This window comes from Candidatus Endoriftia persephonae (assembly GCF_023733635.1).
Lineage (GTDB): Bacteria > Pseudomonadota > Gammaproteobacteria > Chromatiales > Chromatiaceae > Endoriftia > Endoriftia persephonae.
Map to the genome: position 1 here is coordinate 1184858 of NZ_CP090569.1, position 16493 is coordinate 1201350.

Genomic DNA, 16493 nt, shown 5'->3' on the forward strand with positions numbered 1-16493 from the left:
CCTTTTTTCTTGGAAGGTGCGGCAAACTTGTTTAATGGGATGGTTTGCGAATCTTGTCGTCTCACAGTGGAGAAGGGCCATTGTGAATAGAGTCACATTGGAATCAAAAACAACCACCGTATGCTGGTGAAAGTAACCACTTTCACTTTTACTCTCTTCCGCGGACCACAATGAAACTTCGGTTTTACAGTAACGCATGAAAGATATGCTGTCGGGCCTGGACAGGCTTGCCGCGCAGGCCGGCCTTTTATAGGCATGGACGGGATTCTGGCGCAATGGATCGAGAGCCGGGCGGCTAGCAGTCTGCTGACCACCTCTTGACTTATTCAGGCACAGCAGGGATCGGCGTATGCCCGACCGGGAAGCCCGCTGGAAACGCCTGCTGAATTTTTTACCTTGGAGATGCATGGAATGAAACCATCCGAAACACTGCCGAACCCGGTGCTGTTGCAGCGGCTGGCGATCAATGAGAGCGGCTTTATCTTCGATCCGGTCAGCGGCCGCAGTTTTACCGTCAATGAGTCGGGACTCGCCCTGTTGCATCTGATGATGCAGGAAATGAGCGTCACCGGGATCATTGAAGAGCTGGCCGATGAGTGGGATCTGGAACCGAGGCAGGCGGAGCGGGATCTGTTGGATTTTTCTGCCGAACTGCGTAAGGCGTTTCACGGATGAAGGGAGTGACCGTCGCCGTTACCGGCATGAACGCCAAGCCAGACAATCCGGGCCCCGGCCTGGCGGTGGCCCGCTGCCTGCGCGAGTCGGAGGGGTTTGAGGGGCGCATCGTCGGCCTTGGCTATGATGTGCTCGATCCGGGCCTCTATCTGCGCGAGCAGTGTGACGCCGGCTATCTGCTGCCCTATCCATCGGCCGGGGAGGCGGCGTTGCTGGAACGCCTGCGGGCGATCCAGGCGCGGGAGTCGATCGACATCCTGATCCCCTGTCTCGATGCGGAACTGCTCGGCTTCGCCCGTCTGATGCCGGAACTGGAGCAGATGGGCATCCGCTGCCTGCTGCCCGATGTGGAGCAGTTGCAGCAGCGTAACAAGGACCGGCTCGGTGACCTGGCGGCCAGCGCCGGACTCGACTATCCGCAGACGAAACCCGTGACCCATGCTGGCTTCTTCTATCAGTGCCAGCAAGAGGGGTGGCACTACCCACTGGTGGTCAAGGGGCAGTTCTACGATGCGGCGGTGGCCCACAATCCGGATCAGGCGGCTCACGCCTTCCGCCGTATCGCCAACGAGTGGGGGCTGCCGGTGCTGGTGCAGCAGTTCGTGCAGGGTGAAGAGGTCAATCTGACCGGGGTTGGCGACGGCGAGGGCGGACTGCATGGCGTGGTGATGATGCGCAAGCGCGCCATGACCGACAAAGGCAAGGCCTGGGCTGGGATCTCGATCTGGGATGAACGGCTGCTGCAGGCCGCTGAGGCGCTGGTGGCGTCGCTGCGCTGGCCTGGTCCGCTGGAGGTGGAGGTGCTGCGTGACGCCAACGGGCGCTACTGCCTGGTGGAGATCAACCCGCGCTTTCCGGCCTGGATCTACCTCTCCCACGGGGTCGGGCGAAACCTGCCGCGGCTGCTGGTGGACCTGATCAATGGCACCCCCCCGCCTGTTTTTTCATCGCCACAGGTGGGACTGCTTTTTATTCGCTATGCCCAGGAGACCCTGATGAGTCTGCAACAGTTTGAATCCATGACAGTCCATGGCGGGCTGACCGAGAGTACGAACGATGAGTGACAGAAAAAAGAGTTGGGTGCGGCCCACCCTGACCCCCCATCTGGTGGGTGGCCTGAACAAGTTTGGTGGCGGTGGCGCGCCGGATCATATTACGGATATCGACGGCGTGCCCATCGACGACCTGATCGAACGCTTTGGCTCGCCGCTGTTCGTACTTTCCGAGCAGCGCCTGCGAGAGAATGTGCGCCGCCTGATCAGTGCCTTCGAGACCCGCTATCCCGATGTGGTCTACGGTTGGTCCTACAAGACCAACTACTTGGGTGCCGTTTGCCAGGTGATGCACCAGGAGGGGGCCTGGGCGGAGGTGGTCTCGGCCTTCGAATATGAGAAGGCCCGCTCCCACGGGGTACCGGGAGAGCGCATCCTCTTCAATGGCCCGCACAAACAGCGGGAGATCCTGGAACGGGTGGTTGCCGAAGGGGCGCGGGTGCACATCGACAACCTGGATGAGATGTACACTTTGGAGGCGATTGCCGCCGAGGTCGGACGGACCATCCCGGTGACTATCCGGCTCAATTTCGACACCGGTTACACCGAGCCCTGGAGCCGCTTCGGCTTCAATATCGAGACAGGGCAAGCGCTGGATGCGGCGCGGCGCATTGGCAACAGCCCCCATCTGCGGTTGCGTGGACTGCACAGCCACATTGGCACCTTCATCCTCGACACTCGTGCCTACGAGGCGCAGGTGCGGATTATGTGCGCCTTCATGGAGACCGCGGAGAGCGAGACCGGCTGTGAGATCGATAGCATCGATATCGGTGGCGGCTTCGCCTCGCGCAATGCCCTGCATGGAACCTACCTGCCGCCGGAGCAGGTGGTGCCGGAGATCGAACAGTATGCCCAGGCGATCTGTGACACTCTGCTGGAGGCGACTCGGGGGCGTACCGCCCGCGGCAAGCCGCAGCCGACCCTGATTCTGGAGACCGGGCGGGCAACGGTGGACGACGCCGGCAGCCTGATCAGCAGTGTGGTGGCGACCAAGCACCTGCCCGACGGGCGCCGCTCCGCGGTGCTGGATGCGGGGGTCAATCTGCTCTTCACCAGCTTCTGGTACAACCACCGGGTAGAACTGGCGCAGCCGCCCCAAGGTATCCCCGAGGAGACGGTGCTCTACGGGCCGCTCTGCATGAACATTGATGTGGTGCGCGCTAGCGTCACCCTGCCGCCGCTGCGGGTGGGGGAACGGCTGGTGGTCTCGCCGGTGGGGGCCTACAACAACACCCAGTGGCTACAGTTCATCGAGTATCGGCCCAACGTGGTGATGACCCATGGTGGGGGTGAGGTCTCGGTGATCCGCCAGGCCGAGGATCTGCAGGCGGTCACCGCCCTGGAGCGTATGCCGGTACACCTGCGCTCCGTGGAAGCGGGGATGTCTGAAGGGTGAAGGTACACGCGGTCACAACTATTGCCGCGCTGCGGAGCATGGGGGAGGGGTTGCTGCGTGCCTATGCGGCGATCCTCTTCTCCAGCCGTCCGGTAGTGGGGCTGCTGTTTCTGGGCTCCAGCTTCTGGTTTCCCAATGCCGGCATGGCTGGATTGATCGGAGCGCTTACCGGCAGCATCACCGCCCGACTGTTGTCCTTTCCATACCTCTCCAGGGGGCTCTATATCTACAACAGCCTGCTGGTGGGGCTGGCGCTTGGCATCGTTTACCGGCTGGATGGCTATCTGCTGACCCTGATCCTGCTGGGGGCGGTGCTGGCGGTCTTTCTGACCGTCGCGCTGGCCGATATGTTGTGGCGTCTGGAGCATCTGCCGGTGCTCAGCCTGCCCTTTGTGGTGGTGGCCTTCACCTGTTTTTTTGCCGCCCAGGCCTACGGCAACCTGAGCGTCTACCTGTTTCCCTCCGCGCCGGTTGAGCCATTTGTCGGCGGTTGGACGGATGCCTTTCTCACCGCGCTGGGCTCGGCCTTCTTTATTCCCCATCCTGTCGCTGGCCTGTTCTTTTTCATCGGCCTGCTCTGGACCTCCCGCTATCTTGCGCTGCTTGCGGTGGTGGGTTATCTGGTGGGGGATGGGCTGTTGCAGTGGCTCTCAGGCAGCATTCACCCCACCTTGGGGCAGTGGGGCGGGTTTAACTTCATCCTGACCACTATTGCGGTAGGTGGGATCTTCAGCGTGCCCGGCTGGCGCAGCCTGCTGCTGGCGATCATCGCGGCAGCCCTCTCTTCGCTGATCACCATGGCGGTACAGGGAGTGTTGCAGGTCTATGGGGTTCCGGTACTGGCAATCCCCTTTCTGCTCACCACCCTGACCATGCTGGCGGCGATGCGCAAGCGCGTCGCCACTACTCCGCCCTATCTGCTGCTGGAGGCACCAGCCTTGCCCGAGCACAGCTATGAGCGGGCGCGGCTGGTGCGAGCGCGTGGTGCAGAGCCCGAGAGTGTCCCGCTGCGCGCCCCATTTTTCGGCAGCTGGCGAGTCTATCAGGGCTTCGATGGTCCCCACACCCACCAGCCGCCGTGGCAGCATGCGCTGGATTTCATTATTACCGAGCAGGGGCGGAGTTTCCGTAACGCCGGGCATCGCCTGCAGGATTTTCATTGCTTTGATCTACCCGTGCTCTCCCCCTGTCACGGCACGGTGGCACGCTGTTTGGATGAGCTGCCCGACAATCCGCCAGGTGAGGTCGACAGCAACAACAATTGGGGTAATTTTCTGCTGATCCGCCTCGACAGCGGGCTCTATGTGCTGCTTGCGCATCTGCGCCAGCACAGTCTGACAGTGATAGAGGGGGAGCGGTTGACGCCGGGTCAGCCGGTGGCCCGATGTGGCAACACCGGCCGTTCACCCCAGCCCCATCTGCATCTGCATGTGCAGACCACGGCGGTACTTGGCAGCCCCACCCACCCGTTTCATCTGCTGGGGGTTACCCTGCAAACGACACAAGAACAGATCGCCGGTTTTCATCTCGCATGCCGTCCCGCTGAAGGGGAACTGGTAAGCGTGGTCAAGATGGACGGAGCTTTTTGGCGTGCCCTCCATCTGCCCTTGGGTCTGCAGCTGCACTACCGCTATCGCCTGGATGAGGGGGAGTGGCGCGCACAGCGTCTGACGGTCTCCATGGATCTGACCGGTGGTTTCCGCCTGCGCAGTGGTAGCGGTGCCTCGGCCCGTTTTCTGGAGGAGGGCGGGGTGCTGTGTTTTTTCGAACGGGCCGGGGGAAAGGATCCGCTGCTCGATCTCTGGCTGCTTGCCCTGGGATTGACGCCGCTGGCGGATGCTCCAATGTCCTGGGCGGACCGTCCCAGTGATAGGCTGTTGCCCCTTGCCTGGCCGTGGTGGGCGCTTCGGGGATTGCTGCGGCCCTTGGGCGGCGGGCTCGACAGCCGTTACCATCGCAGCAGAGAGAAAGGCCTTTGGCGGCAGCAGGGGCAGCACCGGCTGCCGCTGCTGCCTGGGATCAAGCAGGAAGGGGCGAGCGTGGCGATTATTGATCCGGAGCGGGGGTGTACCCGGCTCTCCCTGCAGACCGCTGACTGTTTGCTGGAGGCCGAGCTGGAAGAGATCTCAACCATTGAAGATCAGGGCATTCCGCAGGCCCGAATTAGTTTGAAAGAGACTTATTAAAGGAGAGTTGCCAATGCTAAAAACAGCACGATTATTGACTGCAACGGCGTTATCAGTCGCCGTGATTGTTCCTCTAGCCCAGGCTGGAGATGAGTGGGACGTAAAAGTGGATCTGCAAGGCAGTTATGGAGATTATGCCAAATCCACCGAACGTGAGGATCTCTGGTCTGCCGGCCTGATCGTGACAGCAGACTATCTTGATAACGTCGGCTTCACAGTCGGGTATAACAAGACCGAGGTCAACTACACGCCGGGGACCCCGAAGCTGACGCAGGATGCCCTGTTTGCCAGTGTACGGTTCCACGATACTCCCGATCTCCTGCCCGGGCGCCTGACCTATCGCCTGGATGGACACCTGATCGAAAATGACGACCCTACCGGCAACACTGACGAGGGACGGATTCTCGCACCGCAGATCGCCTATCTCGCGTTCGACAAGAGTCTCTATCTCGATCTGGGTTACGCCCACTCCAGCTATGCAGGCGATCTGACCCTCACCCAGTGGACCCCGACCCTAGGGATTGGCCTCAACCAGGGCAATGATTGGCTACAGCTGCGCGGCTATCTGATCCACTCATCCAATGCCAGTCGCACCCAGGGCAAGGAAGACACCAGTGCCGTGGAAGCGAAGCTGACCCACTATTTCGGTTCTGATGCTCCGCTCGGGATCGACCGTCTGCAGGCAACTCTGTTGGGCGGCCAGCGCATGTATGCGGTCGATGGGGATGCCGGAGCGGTCTACAACCTGGCTGATATACAGAAGGGTTCGCTCTCGCTGGGCGGTACCTGGGATCTGGATGATAGCTGGTCTGTTTTGTTGGTCGGCGGCCTGGAGAAGTATGAGAACCAGGATATCAGCGATGAGTATGACAACCGTTATCTCTATTTCGATGTTAACAGGAAGTGGTGAATCGAGAATGAAAAGAACCATTGGTTGGCTGTTGTCTCTTTGCGTACTCCTGCTCTTCTTCACGACCGTTCAGGCGGGTGAAGAGGAGACCTGGGCAAAATCTTACGCGCTGGAGGCAAAGGGCGAATACAAGGAGGCGGCAGCGGTTATCGAGCCCTTCCTCAATGGCGGTGGCGATACTGCTGAGTTTGCCCTGTTACGATATGGCTGGCTGAACTATCTATTACGCAACCATAACGATGCGATTCGCAGCTACGAAAAGGCGCTGCGGCTCAATCCTAACTCCATCGATGCCCGTCTCGGACTGACGCTTCCTTTGTTGGTACAGCAGCGTTGGAAGGAAGCGGCGCGCTATGCCAAGCAGGTGCTGCAGCGCTCCCCCTGGAACTTCACAGCGCATCTGCGCCTGCTGGTCAGTGAAGAGGGGAGACGCAAGTGGAGTGTGATGAAAAAGCACGCCTCCGAACTCGCCGCCCGCTATCCGTCATCCGCCACACCCTGGGTCTATCTGGCTAGGGCTGAGGCCTGGCTGGGGGATCATGAGGCGGCAAAGCGCGCCTATGTGCGGGTGCTCAGGCGCATACCGGCGCATCTGGAGGCCAACGCCTATCTGAACAAGGGGAAGGAGAAAGAGTAGGGTTAAAACCAACAGGCCGTCCGGTTTCCCGAACGGCCTGTTGGTGTTGTTGTGGGATCTGGCGCTTCGACAGACTGTCGAAGCGCCTCACCCTGGATTATCGGATCTGATCAGTTGGGCAGGATGTCCCGGTTACCATTCGGGTCATTTTTGGAAAAGTCGATCGGTGCCGGTTCCAATTTGTCGGTATGGTCAGCCGGCTGCTGAATCAGCTGACTGGCATACTGGTCGCCAATCCCCATCTGTCCCACATGCGCGGGGTCGCCTTTGCCATGCTCAGTGATCGGGCTCTGATACATATCGGGATTATCGCCGAAGTGTTCGTCATGCGCCCAGGCAGTGGAAGTCAACAGTGCAAGGCTGGCAATTGCGAATATCTTTTTCATGATGGTGCTCCATTTACGGTTTGGATCTGATTGAAAGCTGTCTTTGTGACTGCTTGCCTCTGATATTGCAGTGACCGTGCCAACTCCTAAAAAATCACATAACCAACTGTAAAAAAAGAGAAAAACACCTTACTCTCCGGCCTGATGAGAGGGGGGGGATTGTGCCTCGACATCGACGAAACGTGAAAGAATGTAATGCTTCGTAAAACCTGAGAGTGAGATACAATCGGCTCCAGCGCTATTCGTGCAACCCTGCCCGCTTGTTTGCCATGTGACGGCTAGAAAGTGTATCCGGCCCGTACCCCCGCGACCCATATCGATCGGTCATGGCTGCTGCCGCTGCCATCCAGGCCACTGTTGCGGATCCACTGCAGGTCCGGGGTGATCTGCACCCCGCCCGTTAGTTCGAAGCGGGCGTAGAGTTCCGCCTGGAGGCTGTCGTCGCCGCCAATCAGATTGGAGGAGACGCCGGTGCGCGCGATGCCAGCGCCGAGGGTGGCGGGGCCGGCAGGCTGCTCCAGGGTGATGGCGATGAAGTCAGCAGACTCCGAGACCGATGCATCCGCCCAGCCGAGGCGCAGGTTCCAGCGGGTCTCCCCGAAGCCGCCGTCGGCAACGCCATAGAGCCCCCAGTTGTTCTCCTGATCTGAGCTGCTGTCGAGCCGGGTATGGTCGGCGGTATTGCTCCAGACGCCGAGCCGCCAGATGCCCCATCCGAAGTAGCCATAGGCCTCGGCAGCGGCGAAGGCCCCCTTGCCGTCATCCCCCAGATCGAACAACTGGCCATATTTGCCGTCGTTGTCCGCCAACCCGTGGGAGCTGGCGAATAGCAGGGTGAGGCCGGGATGGTCAGCGGTGGCGTCATAGTGCCAGACGGCGCCGAGGCTGTAGTCGGGGAACTCGATGGTGGGGTTGTTGACGAAACCGGCGCCGAGGAACTGGGCGGTCTCGTCGTTGGCCACCTTGCTGGCATCGAGAAAACTGCTGGCGTCGATCAGGCCGGTCACCAGCTCACCACTGGCGAGGGAGATGGCGTAGTGGAGTTCTGAGACCTGCAGACGGCCGCTGTCATCCCCATCCAGGGCCGAGCCAATATCGGCGTTGGCCTCGCCTAGTACGCTGGATATGCCATTGTTGCGGGGGGTGGTATTGCCCTCCACATAGAGAGTCCAGAGGCCGGGCCCCATCGGCAGGGTGGCCACCAGGTCTAAGGATGCGGAGAGCTCATCGTCGATCCGGCCATCGCTGGCGTGTTGCCCGGTGAGGGTGATACCGCCCTCGAAGCTGAGATCCTTGTGGCCGTCTTCCACTGCGCCGTGGCGGGTGTCGGGCTCATCAGCGAAGAGGAGTGGGGTGGCAAGGAGGGTGGTGCTGATCAGGATGGCATGGCTCAGTGATGATCTGCTTTGGGTCATTGTCGTAAAGGTTTGGTTACTGCTGGGTAGGAGGGGCTCTGAGAAATCGAATGCGATGGATTGGGCGTCAAAATGCGTCGATTTGCGGCCAAAGATGCGAGTTCATGATTTGCTCGGAGACTCCCCAGGTTTCTTTGACGTCGCGGTGGGAATGCGGGAAGGTGCCGCTCCCTCTGGCGTTAATGATAATGATTCTTACTTGTAATTCAAGGAGACCCCATGCCGTCGCTGTTCCAACGACTATCGAGCGGGGCACACTATCGGCGTCTGGATTGGGCTAAGGTCTCGATGATTGCGCAGCGATCCTGACCATTGATGTTTTCGCGGCAGGCGTCGATCAGTTTGGCCAGTTCCCCCTGCATGGCGGTCAGGTCTCTGATCCGGCGTGTGATGTCGGCATGTTTATTTTCCGCGATCATGCGCGCCTCTTCGCACTCCCGGTGTTTCAGGGAGAGTAGGTCAGCAATCTCACTGAGGTTGAATCCCAGGTCCTGGGCGCGTTTGATGAAGCGAATCCGCTCGATCGTGGTTGCCGGATAGTGCCGGTAACCCTGGATTGGCTTGACTGGCTCGTCGATCAGGCCGATGCGCTGGTAGTAGCGGATGGTCTCGATATTGACGCCTGCGGCCCTGGCCAATCTGCCGATGGTCAGTTGTTCGGTCACTGGAGATACCTTTGTTCAGGGGGGGAGTCAGACTGGCAGTGGCCTCCGTCCCTGCAAGTCTACCCTGCACAACAAGATAGCTGTTTAACATCCTTGCTGAAGGTCTGGGCGCAGAGCTTGAGCCCTTCGACCAGAGTCAGGTAGGGGAACAGTTGATCCGCCAGCGCCTGCACCGTCATCCGGTTGCGGATCGCCAGCACTGCGGTCTGGATCATCTCCCCCGCCTCGGGGGCGAGGATCTGGGCGCCGATCAGTCGGCCACTCTTTTTTTCCACAACCAGCTTGATGAAGCCAGCGGTCTCAAAATTGGCCAGGGCCCGGGGGACATTCTCCAGGGACAGGGTCCGTGAGTCCGCCTCGATGCCCTGGGCGCGGGCCTGAGCCTCGGTCAGGCCAACGGTTGCGGCTTGCGGATCGGTGAAGACCACCGCCGGCATCGCCGACAGGTCGAGTCTGGCGTCTCCGCCGGTCATATTGATCGCCGCACGGGTGCCGGCGGCGGCCGCGACATAGACATATTGCGGCTGGTTGGTGCAGTCCCCGGCGGCGAAGATGTGCTCTGCTGAGGTGCGCATCCGGTCATCGACAAGGATGCGTCCCTGGCTGTCCATTGCCACCCGGGCCGCCTCCAGTCCCAGCTGCCGGGTATTTGGCGAGCGGCCGGTGGCGACCAGCAGGGCATTCGCCGTCAGGATCTCATCGTCGCTCCGGATCTGAAACATCTGGCCGTCGTGATCGACCCGGTCGGGGACGGTGTGACGTAGTATCCGGATACCCTCTGCTTCAAAGACCTTGCCGATGCCCGCGTCGAAATCGGCATCCTCCTTCGATAACAGGGTGCTGCGGGCCATCAGGGTGACCCGGCTGCCAAGACGCCGGAAGGCCTGGGCCAGCTCCAGGGCGACCACCGAGCCGCCTAGGACAACCAGATGGTCGGGTAACGTCTCTGCGACCAGTGCCTCGGTGGAGGTCCAGTAGGGGGTTTCCTCGAGGCCGGGTATGGCGGGAATCGCGGCGTGGGCGCCGCTGGCGATCAGGATGCGATCTGCCTTGAGTGTCAGTTCTCTAGCGTTGGCTTGTGTGATGGCCAGGGTATGGGAGTCCTGAAACCGTGCCCAGCCATGGATGAGCTGGATATCCGGATGGCCTTGCAGGATGCTTTCATACTTGGCCTGGCGCAACTCAGCGACCCGCGTCTGCTGCTGGCTAACCAGTCGTTTTCTATCGATGATTGGGGTGTGGCTCTGCAGGCCATCAAACGGATTTCTGGCCTGCATCTGCGCAGTCTGGGCGGCACGAATCATGATCTTTGAGGGCACGCAGCCCAGGTTGACGCAGGTGCCGCCAATTATTTTACTCCCTTCGATGAGGGTCACCTTGGCCCCCTCGTCAGCTGCCTTGATGGCTGCGGCAAAGGCGCCGGATCCGCTGCCGATGATGGCGATCTGCAAGGCAGCGTCATCACTGGTTTGCGCGGCGTTGCTGTCATCCTCTTCGATCAGTGCGGCAACATAACCGGCTGTTCGAACGGCATCGAGCATCTGAGAGACTACAGTCTCCGCATCGGCTTCTATCCGTGCCAAGGTCTCATGAAAGGAGACCCTGGCCCGCACTCCGGCAAGCGCGTTCAGTGCCGCCTCGGCAGAGCGGGCGCAGTGTTCACAGGTCATGCCGGTGATGCGGAGTGTGATATGGGCTCTACTCACAACCTCTCTCCCTGCCTGTTTTTCCATCGCGTCGAGACGACGCATAGAGTGTCAGGCCAATAAAAAACAGCAGCGCCGGGATCAGCAGATAATCGAGCCAGCCGAGTAGGGCTGCCAGTCCAATGCTGCCTAACAGCACTGCCAGTAGCGGGGTGAAGCAGCAGAGTGCGGTGATGGCCGAGCCGACGATGCCGGTGGCCAATAGTGTCCGGCTCTTCATTCCGTCTTACCCGGCTTGATATCTGAGGGATAACCGGCTTCAAAGGTCGCGGCGGTGATCTTATCGACAGTGATTTGAGTGCTGTCAAAGGTAACCTTTGCCCAGCCTGCGCTATCACTATTACCGTCATATCCGGCTTCGGCCCTGGTTACCCCGGGCACCCTTTCCAAAGTCTTTCTGACGGTGATGGGACAGATACTGCACGTCATGTTTTCAACTTCGAGGATGATGGTTTGTACCTTCTCCGTGCTGGAGGCCTGGGCTGGAGTGATCACTGCGGTGATCAAACCGAGGAGCAAGGTAAATGCGATCTGGCGAAACATGGGCATGTCTCCTTTATGAGAGTGGTTCTTCAGCTCAGCAGCATGGGGCCATACCATGGGAAGGTGATCAGAGCGGCCAGAATTGCCGTCACCCCCCAGAAGATGATGCGCTGATTTCTCCGCGTGGCCGGCTTGGCGCAAGGCTTGCTTACCTCGCAGGTTGCAGGCAGGAGATAGAGCTTTCTGAATGCGAGCCCCAGAAAGAGCAGGGTGATACCGATAAAGATAGGCCGGTAGGGCTCGAATGCGGTGAGGTTACTGATCCAGGCGCCGCTTATGCCCAGCATCAGCAACACAAAGGGTCCGACACAGCAGATTGAAGCGCCCACTGCTGCCATCGCGGCTGCGATCAGTGTCCGGTTCCTGTTTGCGCCCTGTTCCACCCCGTTTTTCTCCTCACTCATTCAACTCTGGACAGAGTATAAGCACTGTACCTAAGTACGGAGTCAACTGGCCGATCGCGTCGATGGTGATCGAAATGAGAACTTGACCTGGAGTTAACTCCAGGTTCTAGGCTTGCTCGTGTGACGAGAACATTGGGCGCCAAAGGGTAAAGAGATTTGAACAGCGACCACCTGGAATCCGGACAGAGCAGATTGAGCTGGCTGACCCTGTTTGCAACCACCGGCACGCTGGTCTGCTGCGCCCTGCCGATCATCCTGGTCATGCTGGGGCTTGGGGCAACGGTGGCTGCACTGACCAGCAGCTTGCCGCTTCTGATCACCTTGAGCCAGCACAAGGCATGGGTGTTTGCATTCTCTGGTCTCATGCTGGGTCTGTCCGGATGGCTGCTTTATCGCTCCAGACACAGTTGTCCTAGCGATCCTCAACTGGGTGAACTCTGCAATAAGACCCAGCTCTGGAACCGGCGTATCTACTGGGTTTCAGTGGCCATCTGGGGCATCGGTTTTTTCGCCGCCTATTTTGCGTTGCCGCTGCGACTATGGATTGACCTTTGAACCCTATCCATCACCAACAAGAGATACTGCTTATGAACCGGTTGATCGTACTGCTGATTGGCCTGTTGCTCATCGTTCCACTGAGTTGGGCCGACGAACCGCAGGTGGTTGAGATTGAAGTGACAGGGATGACCTGTCCGTTCTGTGTCTATGGCACGGAGAAACAGCTGAACAAGCTCCTGGGTGTTGAATCCGCCGATGTGAGTCTGAAGAACAAACGGGCGCGTATCGTCATGAAGCCGGGAGAATCTGCTGATCTCGAGGCGATACGCAAGGCCATCGTTGATGCTGGCTTTACCCCGGGTGAAGCCATCCTTCAGCCAGACAGGTCTGCAAAATGATCACTAACAAGACCTTTGTGGCGGGGCTGGTGTTGACTGTTCTGACGGTCGATGCCAGCGCAATGGGTATTCGCTCATTCGTTGCGCTGCCGATAGAGGCGGGTGGCACGGTTGTGCGTGTTGTGGATGAACACAATGGTGATATCGATGCAAACAGCCTGACCAGTAACTTGGCATACGGCATCAGTGCGAAACAGACTCTGTTTCTGGGGCTGCCCTATCGTCTCTCCTCCGGTGAAGGTGATCGCCTGGGTGATCTGAGTCTCCTCTATCGTCACATCGTCTGGCAGGACGACACGATGCAAGGCACCAGCCGGCTTGGCCTGCTGGGTGGGGTGATTCTGCCGAGCGATGGCGCACGGGATGCACGTCTCCAGCTCGGAGCGGTGACGAGCTTCTACCGAAAGCGTCACGAATGGGATCTGGATGCACTATGGATCGAAGGATTGGGCGATGCCAAAGATCGTGCACGCTACGATATTGCTTGGCAGTATCGTCTCAGCCCGGCGGAGCATGCCGATTGGGGCATCGGTAGTGAATGGGATCTCGACCTGGAATTGGGCGGGCGCTGGGAACAGGGTGCGAAGATGGTGCACCAGGCCACAGTTGGATTGCAGTCGATCCACAAACGCTGGGTGCTGGAGGGGGCGTTGGTCAAGGATCTGAACGGCCCAAACGATACCCGATATATTTTGAGCAGCCGGTTTCATTTCTGATGGCGTACATTCAGATCGAGCTCTTCACTGCTCCTGATTGCAGTCAATGCGGGCGGGCTAAACAGCGGCTGCAGGCGATCGTTGATGGATGGACGGAGGGTGAGGTCGATCTGCGCATGGTCAACGTCCTTGAAGAGCTGGATTACGCTGTACAGATTGGTGTGCTTGCGACACCGGCCATTGCCATCGATGGTGAACTGGTCTTTACCGCGCTACCCTCTGAAAAAAGGTTGCGACAGACGCTTCAGCAACGCATCGACCACAGCTCATCGTAACGAGAGAGCGCTATGAATCACGCCTCATCATCAGGATCTGGTCGCAGTCAATATCGTATCGGTGACATCACCCGTCTTACTGGCCTCAGTGCCGATACCTTGCGCTACTACGAAAAGATAGAGCTGTTGCCGCCGATCCATCGGACAGCGTCCGGTACCCGGCTCTATGATGAGCGTGACCTGTCGCGTCTACGTTTCATCCTGCGGGCCAAGGCGATGAATTTCTCACTGGATGAGGTCGCCCGGCTGTTAGAGATGCGGGAGGACCCGCAACACGCCCGTGACGAGGTGCGGGAGTTGACCCAGCAGAAGTTGCAAGAGGTGGAACGCCACCTGGCTGATCTTGAAACCCTGCGCAGGGAACTGACGCTGTTGGTCAATCTATGCCGAGGTGCCGAAGGAGGGTGCCCGATTATTGAAGACTTGGAGGGCTAGGCCGACAATCTTCCCTGGATTTTAGCCATCCTTCCTTTCATCCCTCGCGACAGCCTTCGGCTGTAACGAAATATTTCAGACTGAGGAGCTGCAGCCTCCATCCATAAATCTGTTGCCATATCGATCTCTATAAATATACTCCATATCTAATTGTATAGATATAGAGCTGCTTCGATATGAATCCCACACTGCTGTTCAAGGCGCTTTCTGATCCCACGCGTCTTCGCTGCCTCTCCCTGCTGGTCAGTCACGATGAGCTATGCGTTTGTGAGCTGACTCATGCCCTCGCACTTCCCCAACCCAAGGTGTCGCACCATCTCGCTGCCCTGCGCAAGGCAGGGCTGGTCAGCGATCGCAAGGAGGGGCTGTGGACCTATTACCGACTCAATTCTGAGATGCCGGAGTGGGTGACAGAGGTGATCGGTACAACCGCCGAAGGCATCAAGAATGAGCCGCCTTTTGTCGCTGATGCGCTCGCCCTGGCTGAAATGCCCAATCGGCCTGGCGGCGTCTGCAGCGCCTGAGTCTGCCGATGAACGGTAGCGAGAGGCCCGCCAACGGCGACTACGAATGATGAAGTTATTTTTGGAGATGTGTTGATGAAGAGCATCAAGGTACTGGGTTCTGGCTGCAGGAACTGCGAGACCACCACCAAGCTGATCAGGATCGCCGCTGAACAGGCTGGCGTTGAGGTCGAGCTGGAAAAGGTTACCGATCTGGTGCAGATCATGAGCTATGGCGTGATCTCCACCCCGGGTGTCGTGGTGGATGGCAAGCTGGTGCATGTTGGTGGCTTGCCCAGCCCCAACCAAGTCCGTCAGTGGGTGAGTGAGTAGGCCAAGCAGGAGAATATTCGAATGACGATACGTATCGGTATCAATGGTTTCGGTCGCATGGGGCGGCTTGGTTTGCGTGCAGGCTGGCAGATGCCGGAGTTCGAGATAGTACGCATAAACGAGATTGCTGCCGATGCGAATGGCTCGGCTCACCTGCTCAAGTTTGATTCCGTGCATGGAACCTGGGGTCACGAGACGAGTGCAGAAGAGGACAACTTGGTAATTGATGACAAGCCCCTGGCCTACTCATCCAATAGCGCCATTGGTGAAACTGATTGGTCGGAGTGCGACATCGTCATCGAGGCGACAGGCAAACACCACAAGCAGCCGGATACGCTGAACGCCTATTTCGACCAGGGTGTGAAGAAGGTGATTGTCGCTGCACCCACCGAGGGTGTGCTCAATATCGTCTACGGCATCAATCACGATCGATACAACGCCGCCAAGCACAAACTGCTCAGCGCCGCCTCCTGCACCACCAATTGCTTGGCGCCGGTGGTCAAGGTGATGCACGAGCGGATCGGCATACTGCATGGCTGCATGACCACCATCCATGACATTACCAATACCCAGACCATCGTCGATAAGGGCCACAAGGATCTGCGCCGGGCGCGAGCCTGCGGTCAGTCGCTGATCCCCACCAGCACAGGTTCAGTCAAGGCGATCACTAAGATATTCCCTGAACTGACCGGCAAACTGAACGGCCATGCGGTGCGCGTGCCCCTACTCAACGCCTCATTGACCGACTTCGTCTTTGAAGCGGCGCGTCCGGTGACTGCCGAGGAGGTGAACGGCTATTTTCGGGAAGCGGCCGAGGGTGAGCTGAAAGGCATCCTGGGATACGAAGAGCGCCCACTGGTCTCGGTAGACTACGTCAATGACCCGCGCTCCTCCATCGTCGATGCTCTCTCCACTCTGGTGGTCGATGGCACCCAGGTAAAGGTCTATGCCTGGTACGACAACGAGTGGGGCTATGTGAACCGTATGATGGATATCGCCCGGATGGCCGCGTCTATTCCGAAAGGAGAGTAAAGATGCGTGCGCACATAAAGATGAACATGCGTGACCATATGGTTGCCTTGACCGATGCACGAACTCGGGTTGCTACCGAGGCGTGGGACCAGACGAGTGAGCGGATTGAGCAGCGTATTGGTATGAGTTCCATGGAATCTTATGGTGCCTCGCACATGACGCCGCTGATGCCGGCGGCGATGCGTGAACTGGGCACGGCAATGCACCATGAAGCAAGCCGACTGAGTCGGACCCTGGTAGAAACTGATCCGCAAAAAGTGATGGCAGGTTTTGTTGCGCTGACCAAACGGTGCGGTGCCTGTCATGCAGGATTCCGAGTGCAGTAATT

22 protein-coding genes are annotated in these 16493 nt (G+C 58.9%); 15 read left to right on the top strand and 7 right to left on the bottom strand.

What is annotated here, in order from left to right:
* Positions 1-411 precede the first annotated feature (411 nt).
* The 6 genes from L0Y14_RS05350 to L0Y14_RS05375 are packed head-to-tail and all read left to right on the top strand — an operon-like array spanning position 412 to position 6856.
* Positions 412-675: a PqqD family protein gene (locus L0Y14_RS05350; RefSeq protein WP_006474228.1), complete on the top strand. Its 264-nt coding sequence runs from the start codon at positions 412-414 to the stop codon at positions 673-675.
* Entirely contained in the window at positions 672-1739 is a 1068-nt protein-coding gene (locus L0Y14_RS05355; protein WP_005961007.1) for an ATP-grasp domain-containing protein, read from the top strand. Before L0Y14_RS05350 ends, L0Y14_RS05355 begins: the two co-directional genes overlap by 4 nt.
* The gene (locus tag L0Y14_RS05360; RefSeq protein ID WP_005961008.1) at positions 1732-3123 is read left to right on the top strand and encodes an alanine racemase; all 1392 of its coding nucleotides are present in this window, start codon (positions 1732-1734) and stop codon (positions 3121-3123) included. Before L0Y14_RS05355 ends, L0Y14_RS05360 begins: the two co-directional genes overlap by 8 nt.
* A complete protein-coding gene (locus L0Y14_RS05365) occupies positions 3120-5309 on the top strand; it encodes an urea transporter (protein ID WP_157292823.1) in 2190 nt (729 codons plus the stop codon). The genes L0Y14_RS05360 and L0Y14_RS05365 overlap by 4 nt, the downstream gene beginning before the upstream one ends.
* Positions 5310-5322: 13 nt before the next feature.
* Positions 5323-6219: a hypothetical protein gene (locus tag L0Y14_RS05370; RefSeq protein ID WP_138921767.1), complete on the top strand. Its 897-nt coding sequence runs from the start codon at positions 5323-5325 to the stop codon at positions 6217-6219.
* 7 nt (positions 6220-6226) lie between these two features.
* Positions 6227-6856: a tetratricopeptide repeat protein gene (locus L0Y14_RS05375; protein WP_006474220.1), complete on the top strand. Its 630-nt coding sequence runs from the start codon at positions 6227-6229 to the stop codon at positions 6854-6856.
* Positions 6857-6966: 110 nt separating this feature from the next.
* Here the strand turns inward: L0Y14_RS05375 and L0Y14_RS05380 are convergent, their stop codons facing one another.
* From L0Y14_RS05380 to L0Y14_RS05410, 7 genes are all read right to left on the bottom strand, one after another.
* Positions 6967-7242, bottom strand: a complete 276-nt coding sequence (locus tag L0Y14_RS05380; RefSeq protein WP_005961012.1) for a hypothetical protein — start codon at positions 7240-7242, stop codon at positions 6967-6969.
* Positions 7243-7520: 278 nt separating this feature from the next.
* Entirely contained in the window at positions 7521-8657 is a 1137-nt protein-coding gene (locus L0Y14_RS05385; protein WP_006474219.1) for a carbohydrate porin, read from the bottom strand.
* A gap of 257 nt (positions 8658-8914) precedes the next feature.
* Complete coding sequence (locus L0Y14_RS05390) at positions 8915-9322, bottom strand: MerR family transcriptional regulator (RefSeq protein ID WP_005961014.1); 408 nt, start codon at positions 9320-9322, stop codon at positions 8915-8917.
* 59 nt (positions 9323-9381) lie between these two features.
* Positions 9382-11028: a mercury(II) reductase gene (gene merA / locus L0Y14_RS05395; RefSeq protein ID WP_276145422.1), complete on the bottom strand. Its 1647-nt coding sequence runs from the start codon at positions 11026-11028 to the stop codon at positions 9382-9384.
* The gene (gene merF, locus L0Y14_RS05400) at positions 11021-11248 is read right to left on the bottom strand and encodes a mercury resistance system transport protein MerF (protein WP_010085351.1); all 228 of its coding nucleotides are present in this window, start codon (positions 11246-11248) and stop codon (positions 11021-11023) included. Before merF ends, merA begins: the two co-directional genes overlap by 8 nt.
* Positions 11245-11571, bottom strand: coding sequence for a cation transporter (locus L0Y14_RS05405; protein ID WP_006474216.1), 327 nt, complete (start codon positions 11569-11571; stop codon positions 11245-11247). Before L0Y14_RS05405 ends, merF begins: the two co-directional genes overlap by 4 nt.
* Before the next feature lie 29 nt (positions 11572-11600).
* Positions 11601-11975, bottom strand: a complete 375-nt coding sequence (locus L0Y14_RS05410; RefSeq protein ID WP_005961019.1) for a mercuric transporter MerT family protein — start codon at positions 11973-11975, stop codon at positions 11601-11603.
* A 156-nt stretch (positions 11976-12131) separates the two neighbouring features.
* Between L0Y14_RS05410 and L0Y14_RS05415 the strand changes: the two genes are divergently transcribed.
* The 9 genes from L0Y14_RS05415 to L0Y14_RS05455 all read left to right on the top strand — a co-directional run bounded on the left by L0Y14_RS05415 (position 12132) and on the right by L0Y14_RS05455 (position 16491).
* Positions 12132-12530: a hypothetical protein gene (locus L0Y14_RS05415; protein WP_040819012.1), complete on the top strand. Its 399-nt coding sequence runs from the start codon at positions 12132-12134 to the stop codon at positions 12528-12530.
* A gap of 32 nt (positions 12531-12562) precedes the next feature.
* Positions 12563-12871, top strand: a complete 309-nt coding sequence (locus L0Y14_RS05420; protein WP_006474212.1) for a heavy-metal-associated domain-containing protein — start codon at positions 12563-12565, stop codon at positions 12869-12871.
* Positions 12868-13587: a hypothetical protein gene (locus L0Y14_RS05425; RefSeq protein ID WP_005961021.1), complete on the top strand. Its 720-nt coding sequence runs from the start codon at positions 12868-12870 to the stop codon at positions 13585-13587. Before L0Y14_RS05420 ends, L0Y14_RS05425 begins: the two co-directional genes overlap by 4 nt.
* Positions 13587-13862: a thioredoxin family protein gene (locus L0Y14_RS05430; RefSeq protein WP_039959908.1), complete on the top strand. Its 276-nt coding sequence runs from the start codon at positions 13587-13589 to the stop codon at positions 13860-13862. Before L0Y14_RS05425 ends, L0Y14_RS05430 begins: the two co-directional genes overlap by 1 nt.
* A gap of 12 nt (positions 13863-13874) precedes the next feature.
* Positions 13875-14297 carry a heavy metal-responsive transcriptional regulator gene (locus tag L0Y14_RS05435; protein WP_005961022.1) on the top strand — a complete coding sequence of 141 codons (423 nt, stop codon included), beginning with the start codon at positions 13875-13877 and terminating at the stop codon, positions 14295-14297.
* Between the two features lie 176 nt (positions 14298-14473).
* The gene (locus L0Y14_RS05440; RefSeq protein ID WP_005961023.1) at positions 14474-14821 is read left to right on the top strand and encodes an ArsR/SmtB family transcription factor; all 348 of its coding nucleotides are present in this window, start codon (positions 14474-14476) and stop codon (positions 14819-14821) included.
* 75 nt (positions 14822-14896) lie between these two features.
* Positions 14897-15133, top strand: a complete 237-nt coding sequence (locus L0Y14_RS05445) for a thioredoxin family protein (RefSeq protein ID WP_006474208.1) — start codon at positions 14897-14899, stop codon at positions 15131-15133.
* Positions 15134-15154: 21 nt separating this feature from the next.
* On the top strand, positions 15155-16165 hold the full coding sequence (locus L0Y14_RS05450) for an ArsJ-associated glyceraldehyde-3-phosphate dehydrogenase (RefSeq protein ID WP_006474207.1): 1011 nt from the start codon (positions 15155-15157) through the stop codon (positions 16163-16165).
* Positions 16166-16167: 2 nt separating this feature from the next.
* Positions 16168-16491, top strand: coding sequence for a cytochrome c (locus tag L0Y14_RS05455; RefSeq protein ID WP_006474202.1), 324 nt, complete (start codon positions 16168-16170; stop codon positions 16489-16491).
* Positions 16492-16493: the final 2 nt, after the last annotated feature.